The following is a 10,254-nucleotide window of genomic DNA, read 5'->3' on the forward strand; positions in this document are numbered from 1 at the left end:
GTCAAGCTCCGGTGGAAGGTAGGTATTTGTTCAAAAAGATTTGACGCTCTGTCAATTTGACTGTGGATTGTAAAGAACCATTATCAGAACAAGAATGCGACTTTTCCGTTACGAGACACCGGAGACGTACGCATGAGCCCTGCCGCCCAGGCCCCTGAAGTCCAGACCCGCCGCGAAGGTGCGGTGCTGGTGGTCAGCATCAACAACCCGCCCGTCAATGCCCTGGGGCAGGCGGTGCGCGCCGGCCTGCTGGCCGCGGTGGAGCAGGCCGAGGGCGATGCCGCCGTGCGCGCCCTGCTGATCGTGGGCGAGGGCAAGGCCTTCATCGCCGGTGCCGACATCCGCGAGTTCGGCAAGCCCCCGGTGCCGCCATCGCTGCCCGAGGTGTGCAACCGCCTGGAGTCCTGCGGCAAGCTGGTGGTCGCCGCCATCCACGGCGCCGCGCTGGGCGGCGGGCTGGAAGTGGCGCTGTCCGCGCACTACCGCCTGGTCTTGCCCGCGGCCAGCCTGGGCCTGCCCGAGGTGAACCTGGGCCTGCTGCCGGGCGCCGGCGGCACCCAGCGCGCGCCGCGCCTGATGGGCGTGAAGGCGGCAGCCGAGCTGATGCTCAGCGGCAAGCATTTGAGCGCCAAGGCCGCCGCCGCGGCGGGCCTGGTGGACCGACTGGTCGAAGGCACCGACCCCGTGGCCGCCGGCCTGGCCTACGCCAACGAGCTGCTGGCCCAGGGCGCGCAGCCGCGCCGCACGCGGGACCTGAAGATTGCCGACCAGGCCGCCGCGCTGGCCGAGCTGGACGCGCTGGCGCTTGAGACCGCCAAGAAGACCCGCGGCCTGTTCTCGCCCGGCAAGATCGTGGAATGCGTGCGCGCCGCTGTGGAGCTGCCGTTCGACGAGGGCATCGCCAAGGAGCGCGCGCTGTTCGTCGAATGCCTGAACAGCCCGCAGCGCCAGGGCCTGGTGCACGCGTTCTTCGCCGAGCGCGAGACCGCCAAGATCCCCGAGGCGCAGGCCGCCGCGCCGCGCCACTTCGCCAAGATCGCCATCATCGGCGGCGGCACCATGGGCGCGGGCATCACCGTGTCCGCGCTGGACGCCGGCCTCACCGTGACCATGATCGAGCGCGACGCCGAGTCCATCGCGCGCGGCCAGAAGAACGTCGAGAAGGTCTACGACGGCCTGATCGCCAAGCGCCGCATGACCGCGGAAGGCAAGGTCGCCATCCTGGCGCGCTATACGCCCAGCACCCGCTACGACGACATCGCCGATGTGGACTTGGTGATCGAGGCCGTGTTCGAGGACCTGGAGGTCAAGAAGGCCGTGTTCAAGGAACTAGACCGCGTCTGCAAGCCGGGCGCGGTGCTAGCCACCAACACCTCGTACCTGGACATCGACGCGATTGCCGCCGCCACCTCGCGCCCGCAGGACGTGATCGGCCTGCATTTCTTCAGCCCGGCGAACATCATGAAGCTGCTGGAGATCGTGGTGCCCGCCAAGGTGGCGCCCGACGTGGTGACCACCGCCTTCGCGCTGGCCAAGAAGATGAAGAAGGTGCCCGTGCGCGCCGGCGTGTGCGACGGCTTCATCGGCAACCGCATCCTGGCCGTGTACAAGCAGGCGGCTGACTACCTGATGGAAGACGGCGCCAGCCCCTACGAGATCGACGAGGCCGTGCGCGGCTTCGGCTTTGCGATGGGCCCGTTCCAGGTGACCGACCTGGCCGGTGGCGACATCGGCTGGGCCACGCGCAAGCGGCGCGCCGCCACGCGCGACCCTCAGGCCCGCTACGTCGAGGTGGCCGACCGCGTCTGCGAGCGCGGCTGGTTCGGCCAGAAGACCGGCCGGGGCTTTTACCTCTACCCGCAGGGCGCCCGCGTGGGCCAGCCCGACCCCGAGGTGCTGGCCATCGTGGACGCCGAGCGCGCCAAGAAGGGCATCACGCCGCGCCAATTCACGGCCGACGAGATCATGCGCCGCTACATGGCTGCCATGGTCAACGAAGGCGCCAAGGTGGTGCAAGAGGGCATTGCCCTGCGCCCGCTGGATGTGGACGTGACCTTCCTGTCCGGCTACGGTTTTCCGCGCTGGCGCGGTGGCCCGATGAAATGGGCCGACATGACGGGCCTGGACAAGGTGCTGGCCGACATCCGCGCCTTCGAGAAGGAAGACCCGCTGTTCTGGAAGCCCGCGCCGCTGCTGGAAAAGCTGGTGGCCGAGGGCCGCAACTTCGACAGCCTGAACAAGGCAGCTTGATTCTCTGGCCGATTATCAAAAACAGGAGCTGCCAGCGCTTGTCATTCAAAGGTTTCAATGGGTTTTCATGCTTAAAGACCCGTTGAACAAGCGCTAGCAGCTATCAAAAACACAGCATCCCGAGACACCCAGGAGACCCGCCATGCGCGAAGCCGTCATCGTTTCCACCGCCCGCACGCCGCTCACCAAGTCGCACCGCGGCGAATTCAACCAAACCCCGGGCGCCCAGCTGGGGGCCTTCTCGGTGCAGGCTGCCGTGCAGCGCGCCGGCATCGACCCCGGCCTGATCGAAGACCTGGTCTGGGGCTGTGGCTACCCCGAGGGCACCACCGGCCGCAACATCGGCCGCCAGACTGCGCTGCGCGCCGGCCTGCCGGTGACGGTGGGCGGCACGGTGATCAACCGCTTCTGCTCCTCAGGCCTGCAGGCGATCGCCGTGGCCGCAGGCCGCATCGTGCTGGAGGGCGTGCCCGCCATGGTCGCCGGCGGCGTGGAGAGCATCTCGCTCATGAACCCCGCCGGCCGCAGCGGCGCCTCGCACCTGGACCCCTGGCTGGTGGAGCACAAGCCCGCGCTGTTCATGGAGATGATCGACACCGCCGACGTGGTGGCCCAGCGCTATGGCATCACGCGCGAGGACCAGGACGCGTTTTCGCTGCAAAGCCAGCAGCGCACGGCGGCCGCGCAGGCCAGTGGCGTGTTCGACAACGAGATCGTGCCCTGCGCCACCACCATGGCCGAGAAGAACAAGGAAACCGGCGAGGTGACCTACCGCGAGGTGGTCGCCACCATGGACAACTGCAACCGCCCCGGCACCACGCTCGAAGGCCTGGCCAAGCTGGAGCCCGTGAAGGGCGCGGGCAAGTTCGTCACCGCGGGCAATGCCTCGCAGCTGTCCGACGGCTCGGCCGCCTGCGTGATGATGGAAGCCAAAGAGGCCGAGCGCCGCGGCCTGCAGGCCCTGGGCGCCTTCCGCGGATTTGCGGTGGCGGGCTGCGAGCCCGACGAGATGGGCATCGGCCCCGTGTTCGCCGTGCCGCGCCTGCTGGAGCGCGCGGGCCTGAAGGTCGAAGACATCGCCCTGTGGGAGCTGAACGAGGCCTTTGCCTCGCAGGCCCTGTACTGCCAGCGGCAACTGGGCATTCCCATGGAGCGGCTGAACGTCAACGGCGGCGCGATTTCCATCGGCCACCCGTTCGGTATGACGGGCGCGCGGCTGGCCGGCCACGTCTTGCTGGAAGGCCAGCGCCGCAAGGCCAAGGACCCGTCCGTGAAGTGGGCCGTGGTGACCATGTGCATCGGCGGCGGCCAGGGCGCGGCCGGGCTGTTTGAAATTTTCTGAAGAGACTCCCATGGATCTGCAATTCACCCCCGAGGAGCAGGCATTTCGCGACGAAGTGCGTGCGTTCCTGAAAGACAAGCTGCCCGCGCGCATCGCCGCCAAGGTCAAGGCCGGCCAGCGCCTGACCAAGGAAGACCAGGAGGAATGGCACGCCATCCTCAACGAGCGTGGCTGGCTGGCCAACCATTGGCCCCAGGAGCACGGCGGCCCCGGCTGGGGCGCGGTGCAGAAGTTCATCTTCGACACCGAATGCGCGCTGGCCGGCGGCCCGCGCATCGTGCCGTTTGGCGTGAACATGCTCGGCCCGGTGCTGATCAAGTACGGCAACGATCAGCAAAAGAAGTACTGGCTGCCCCGCATCCTGAACGGCGATGACTGGTGGTGCCAGGGCTATTCGGAGCCCGGTGCGGGCTCCGATCTGGCCTCGGTCAAGACCACGGCCGTGCGCGACGGCGACCACTACATCGTCAACGGCCAAAAGACCTGGACCACCCAGGGCCAGCACGCCAACATGATCTTCTGCCTGGTGCGCACCAACAAGGAAGCCAAGGCGCAGGCCGGTATCAGCTTCCTGCTGGTGGACATGACGGCGCCCGGCGTGGAGCTGCGCCCCATCCGCACGCTGGACGGCGACAAGGAAGTCAACGAAGTCTTCTTCACCGATGTGAAGGTGCCCGTGGAAAACCTGGTCGGCGAAGAGAACAAGGGCTGGACCTACGCCAAGTACCTGCTGACGTATGAGCGCACCGGCATCGCCGGCGTGGGCTTTTGCATCTCGGCGCTGGCCAAGCTCAAGGTCATCGCCGCCAAGGTGCACAAGAACGGCAAGCCTTTGAGCCAGGACCCGCTGTTCGCCGCGCGCATGGCGCGCGTGGAGATCGACCTGGAAAACATGAAGACCACCAACCTGCGCGTGATCGCCGCCGTGGCCGGCGGCGGCGTGCCCGGTGCGGAAAGCTCCATGCTCAAGATCCGCGGCACCGAGATCCGCCAGGAAATCCTGTCGCTGATCCGCCGCGCCATGGGACCGTATGCCGTGCCCTACATCGACGAGGCCCAGTACGAGGGCTGGAACGAGGCGCCCGTGGGCGGCATCGACGAGGCGGCCACCGCTGCGGCCAGCTACTTCAACTACCGCAAGCTGTCGATCTTCGGCGGCTCCAACGAAATCCAGAAGAACATCATCTCCAAGATGATCCTGGGCCTGTGACCTGATCGCGCGGGAAGAAAAGCACATGAACTTCGCACACACCGAAGACCGCCGCATGCTGGCGGACACGCTCGGCCGCTTCGTCTCCGAGCAGTACGCCATCGAGGCGCGCAACCGCATCGCCTATGGCGACGAGGGCCACAGCCCGCAGCTGTATGCGCAGCTGGCCGAACTGGGCGCCATCGGCGCGCTGTTTCCCGAGTCCGAAGGCGGCTTTGGCGGCGCGGGCTTTGACATCAGCGTGGTGTTCGAGAGCCTGGGCCGCGGCCTGGTGGCCGAACCCCTGCTGGGCGCGCTGGTGGTGGGCCAGGCGCTGATTGCCGCGGGCAGCGACGCGCAGAAGGCGCGGCTGGAAGACCTCGTGGCCGGCACCGCCATCGCCGCGCTGGCGCATGACGAGCCCGGCGGCCACTACGAGCTGAACCGCGTGACCACCACTGCCGCACGCACGGCCAGCGGCTGGGAGCTGAACGGCGCCAAGGGCGTGGTGGCCTTCGGCGAAAAGGCCGACCTGCTGCTGGTCTCGGCACGCACGGCCTGCGGGCCGCTGGACGAGGCGGGCATCAGCCTGTTCCTGGTCGATGGCAATGCGGCCGGCATCGCCAAGCGCGCCTACAACCGCTTCGAGGGCGGCCGTGCGGCCGAACTCACCTTCAACAATGTGCAACTGCCGGCCGATGCGCTGCTGGGCGCCGAGGGCGAGGGCCACGCCGTGCTGCAGCACATCGCGGGCTATGCGCTGCTGGCGCTGTCCGCCGAGTCGCTGGGCGCGATGGACGTGGCCAAGGACCAGACGCTGGAATACCTGCGCACGCGCAAGCAGTTCGGCGTGGCCATCGGCACCTTCCAGGCCCTGCAGCACCGCATGGCCGACCTGCTGCTGGAAGTCGAGCAGGCGCGCTCGGCCGTGATCAACGCCGCCGACGCCATCGACAACGCCCAGGGGGCCGCGCGCGACCGGGCGCTGTCCGCCGCCAAGTACACCGTGGGCTACGTGGGCACGCAGGTGGCCGAGGAGAGCATCCAGCTGCACGGCGGCATCGGCATGACCTGGGAACTGCCGCTGGCGCACTACGCCAAGCGCCTGGTGATGATCGACCACCAGTTTGGCGACGAGGACCACCACCTGCAGCGCTTCATGGCCCTGGCGGCCTGAGGCGGTTCTCTGGAGCCCCTTCTTCGTTGGAAGAGGGGGTTAAGCATAAAAATAGCCACGAGCCATTGCGCATCAAGCGCGGATAGCTACAAAATAAATAGCATAGGAGATGCCCGTGACCGACAAAGCCCTGGATGGCGCGCCAGACGGCGTCCTGCTCACCCGCCGCGAAGGCGCCGTGCTCGTGTTGTCCCACAACAATGTGGCGGCGCGCAATGCGTTGTCGCCCGCGTTCTATGCCGCCGTCACCCAGGCCCTGGTGGACGCGGTGGCAGACCCCGCCATCGGCGCCGTGGTGCTGACCGGTGAGGGCGGGCACTTCTGCGCAGGCGGCGACCTGCGGCAGTTGGCCAAGCGCCGCGAGCTGCCCATCGCGGAGCGCCGCGCCAAGCTGGAAGGCCTGCACGACCTGATCCGCGCCGTGCGCGACTGCCCCAAGCCCGTGATCGCAGCGGTGGAGGGCGCGGCCGCGGGCGCCGGCCTGTCGCTGGCGCTGGCCTGCGACATGCTGGTGGCGGCAAAGAACGCGGTGTTCTCCGTGGCCTACGTCAAGGTGGGCCTCACGCCCGACGGCGGCGCCACGGCTTTCCTGGCCGAGTTCGTCTCCCGCCAGGTGCTCACCGAGCTGTGCCTGACGGGTGAGCGCATCAGCGGCGAGCGCATGCACCAGCTCGGCCCGGTGAACAGGCTGTCCGAGCCCGGCCAGGCACTGGCCGATGCGGTGGCGCTGGCCGCGCAGGTGGCCAGCGGCCCCGCGTGGACCATGGCCCGCATCAAGGAGCTGTGCCGCGCCGCGCCGCGCACCACGCTGGAGCAGCAGCTGGAGCTGGAGGCGCAGTGCATGGTGCGCGCGCAGGAGACCGCCGAATCGCGCGAGGGCATCGGGGCCTTTCTGGAAAAGCGCGCACCCGACTACACGAAACTGCGCGGCGCGCACTGATTTTCGTATTGGCCGATATCCAAGGAGACAAGCCCATGGCATCCAACGCACCGACCCACGACATCGACTTTCCGCTCGACGGCGTGAGGGTGCTTGATCTTTCCCGCGTGTTCGCCGGGCCGCTGTGCGGCCAGGTACTGGCGGACCTGGGGGCCGAGGTCATCAAGGTGGAGCACCCGGGCCGCGGCGACGATACCCGCGACTGGGGCATGCGCATCGGCAAGACCGAGACCACCTACTACAACAGCATGAACCGCAACAAGCGGTCCATCACCCTCGACCTGCAAAGCCCCGAGGGGCTGAAGATCGTCCACGAGCTGCTGCCGCAGTGCGACGTGGTGATCCACAACTTCAAGACCGGTGGCGCCGAGAAGCTGGGCCTGGGCTACGAGCAGCTCAAGGCCCTCAAGCCCGACCTCATCTACTGCGCCGTGGCCGGCTACGACACCAGCGGCCCCGAGGCCAAGCGCCCCGGCTACGACCTGGTGATCCAGGGCGAGACCGGCCTCATGGCGCTCAACGGCGAGGCGGGCACGCCGCCGCTGAAGTTCGGTGTCGCCGTGGTGGACCTGATGACCGGCATGTACGCCGGCCAGGCCGTGCTGGCGGCGCTGTTCCAGCGCAGCAGAACGGGGCGCGGGCGCCTGATCGAGATGGCGCTGTACGACTGCGGCCTCACCATCACCGGCTACTACGGCCTGGACGCGCTCAAGCTCGGCCACGACCCCGAGCGCTACGGCAACGCCCACCCGTCCATCGTGCCGTACGGCATGTACGAGTCCGCTGACGGCCCGCTGATCATTGCGGTGGGCAACAACGCGCAGTTCGACAAGTTCTGCCGCCAGGTGATCGAGCGGCCCGACATCGTCGAGGACCCGCGCTTTGCCACCAACGTGAACCGCGCCAAGCACCGGCTGGAGCTGGGTCCCATGCTCAAGGAGCTGATCGCCACCTTCCCGCGCGACCTGCTGCTGCAGCGCCTGACCGCGGCCGGCATCCCCTGCGGCAAGGTGGCAGGCCTGCACGAAGCGCTGACCAGCGAGCGCACGCGCCGCGGCCGCCTGGTGCAGGACATGCCGCACCCCGTCGAGGGCACCACGCCGGTGTTCGCACCGCCGTACCGGCTGGACGGCCAGCGCCTGCCGATCCGCAATGCCCCGCCCACGCTGGGAGAGGGCACGCGTGAGGTCTTGCACCGGCTGCTGGCGCTCAGCGATGAGCAGCTGCAGGCCTTGCAGGCGCAGGGTGTGCTGACGCTGCCACCGCAGTGAGCTATCTAAAAGATAGCTGCCAGCGCTTGATGGGTCAGCGCTGGAACCATTTTTTATTCTAGGAGACGTCATGAAATTTTCTGCAATCACCCGCCGCACCGCACTGGCCCTGGCCGCCGCGCCCCTGCTCGCCAGTGTGGCTGGCGGAGCCATGGCGCAGGCCGCCTGGCCCGACAAGATGGTCAAGCTGATCGTCCCATTCCCGGCGGGCGGACCCACCGACACGGCCTCGCGCATCGTGGGCCAGAAGCTGGCCGACCGTCTCAAGCAGCCCGTGGTGGTGGAAAACCGCGCGGGTGCCTCCGGCTCGATCGCTGCCGCACAGGTCGCCAAGAGCCCGGCCGACGGCTACACGCTGATGATGCTGGCCACCCCCACGCTGCTGGCGCCGCATCTGTACAAGAAGGCGGGCTACGACACGGTGAAGGACTTCACCCCCGTGGCCATGGTGTACGACCTGCCCATCGTGGTCGTGGTGAACCCCACGCAGCTGCCCAACGTGACCGACCTGGGCTCGCTCATCCAGCATGCCAAGGCGCAGAAGGTGCCGATGAACTACACCAGCTCGGGCACGGGCAGCTTCGGCCACCTGAGCATGGAACTGCTCAAGCAGATGGGCGGCTTCGACATGCAGCACGTGCCCTACAAGGGCAGCGCCCCTGCCATCACCGACACCATCGGCGGCCAGGTGCCCGTGATGTACTCGGACCTCATCGCCGCGCTGCCGCACATCCAGGCCGGCAAGCTGCGCGCCATCGCCGTGGGCTCGCCCCAGCGCGTGGGCGTGGTGCCCGATGTGAAGACTATTGCCGAGCAAGGCTTCAAGGGCTACGAGGCCGTGTCCTGGGGCGGCTTGGTGGCGCCCTCGGGCACGCCCAAGGCCGTCGTGGACCGCGTGGCCCATGAGGTGCGCCAGATCCTGGCCGAGAAGGAAGTGCAGGACCGCCTGCTGGGCGCCGGGGCCATTGCCCATTTCATGGATCCCGCCCAGATGGGCCAGCGCGTGCAGCAGGACTACACCCGCTGGGGCCAGGTGATCCGCGACAAGGGCATCGCCAACGACTGAGCGAGCGCGCCATGAAGACCCGCATCACCGAGCTCTTCGGCATAGAGCACCCGATCCTCCAGGGCGGCATGCACCACGTGGGGTATGCCGAGCTGGCCGCAGCCGTCTCCAATGCCGGCGGGCTGGGCATCATCACCGGCCTGACGCAGAAGACGCCCGAGCTGCTGGCGCAGGAGATCGCACGCTGCCGCACGATGACCGACAAGCCGTTCGGCGTGAACCTCACGTTCCTGCCGTCGGTGAATCCGCCCGACTACCCGGGCTATGTGAAGGCGATCATTGAGGGCGGCGTGAAGATCGTCGAGACGGCAGGCAACAACCCGCAGAAGTGGATGCCCGCGCTGAAAGAGGCCGGCATCAAGGTCATCCACAAGTGCACCTCGGTGCGCCACGCGCTCAAGGCCGAGTCCATCGGCTGCGACGCGATCAGCGTGGACGGCTTTGAATGCGGCGGCCACCCGGGCGAGGACGACATTCCCAACTTCATCCTGCTGCCGCGCGCGGCCGAAGAACTCAAGATCCCCTTCGTCGCCTCGGGCGGCATGGCCGATGGGCGCAGCCTGGTGGCCGCGCTGGCGCTTGGCGCTGACGGCATCAACATGGGCACGCGCTTCATCGCCACCCAGGAAGCGCCGGTGCACGAGAACGTGAAGCAGGCGATCGTTGCGGCCTCCGAACTGGATACGCGGCTCATCATGCGCCCGCTGCGCAACACCGAGCGCGTGCTCACCAACAGCGCCACCGAGCGCGTGCTGGACAAGGAGCGCGCACTGGGCGCCGCCATCACCTTCGCGGACATTGCGCCCGAGGTGGCCGGCGTCTACCCGCGCATCATGCAGCAGGGCGACATGCAGGCCGGCGTGTGGTCCTGCGGCATGGTTGCCGGGCTGATCCATGACGTGCCCACCGTGCAGCAGCTCATCGACTCCATCCTGTCCCAGGCCGAAGCGCTGATCTCCCAGCGCCTGGCGGGCATGCTCCGATAACCCAGCAGAAAGAGACTTGTTATGAAAATCCTC

8 protein-coding genes are annotated in these 10,254 nt (G+C 67.8%); all 8 read left to right on the forward strand.

Annotated elements, in window-relative coordinates; all coding sequences use genetic code 11:
- Nucleotides 1-132 precede the first annotated feature (132 nt).
- The 8 genes from AC1PPL_RS18795 (at nucleotide 133) to AC1PPL_RS18830 (ending at nucleotide 10,221) form a co-directional block, all read left to right on the forward strand.
- Nucleotides 133-2,250, forward strand: a complete 2,118-nt coding sequence (locus AC1PPL_RS18795; protein ID WP_479973921.1) for a 3-hydroxyacyl-CoA dehydrogenase NAD-binding domain-containing protein — start codon at nucleotides 133-135, stop codon at nucleotides 2,248-2,250.
- A gap of 142 nt (nucleotides 2,251-2,392) precedes the next feature.
- Nucleotides 2,393-3,592 carry an acetyl-CoA C-acyltransferase gene (locus AC1PPL_RS18800; protein WP_011806829.1) on the forward strand — a complete coding sequence of 400 codons (1,200 nt, stop codon included), beginning with the start codon at nucleotides 2,393-2,395 and terminating at the stop codon, nucleotides 3,590-3,592.
- A 10-nt stretch (nucleotides 3,593-3,602) separates the two neighbouring features.
- Nucleotides 3,603-4,802, forward strand: coding sequence for an acyl-CoA dehydrogenase family protein (locus AC1PPL_RS18805; protein WP_479973922.1), 1,200 nt, complete (start codon nucleotides 3,603-3,605; stop codon nucleotides 4,800-4,802).
- Between the two features lie 25 nt (nucleotides 4,803-4,827).
- The gene (locus tag AC1PPL_RS18810) at nucleotides 4,828-5,958 is read left to right on the forward strand and encodes an acyl-CoA dehydrogenase family protein (protein ID WP_270174320.1); all 1,131 of its coding nucleotides are present in this window, start codon (nucleotides 4,828-4,830) and stop codon (nucleotides 5,956-5,958) included.
- Nucleotides 5,959-6,067: 109 nt separating this feature from the next.
- A complete protein-coding gene (locus AC1PPL_RS18815; RefSeq protein WP_287985615.1) occupies nucleotides 6,068-6,898 on the forward strand; it encodes an oxepin-CoA hydrolase, alternative type in 831 nt (276 codons plus the stop codon).
- Nucleotides 6,899-6,933: 35 nt separating this feature from the next.
- Nucleotides 6,934-8,169, forward strand: a complete 1,236-nt coding sequence (locus tag AC1PPL_RS18820; RefSeq protein ID WP_047350714.1) for a CaiB/BaiF CoA transferase family protein — start codon at nucleotides 6,934-6,936, stop codon at nucleotides 8,167-8,169.
- Nucleotides 8,170-8,239: 70 nt separating this feature from the next.
- Entirely contained in the window at nucleotides 8,240-9,235 is a 996-nt protein-coding gene (locus AC1PPL_RS18825) for a Bug family tripartite tricarboxylate transporter substrate binding protein (protein ID WP_011806824.1), read from the forward strand.
- An 11-nt stretch (nucleotides 9,236-9,246) separates the two neighbouring features.
- Nucleotides 9,247-10,221: an NAD(P)H-dependent flavin oxidoreductase gene (locus tag AC1PPL_RS18830; protein ID WP_479973923.1), complete on the forward strand. Its 975-nt coding sequence runs from the start codon at nucleotides 9,247-9,249 to the stop codon at nucleotides 10,219-10,221.
- The last annotated feature ends 33 nt before the right edge of the window (nucleotides 10,222-10,254 follow it).

It is taken from the genome of Diaphorobacter sp. B2A2W2 (genome assembly GCF_056730635.1).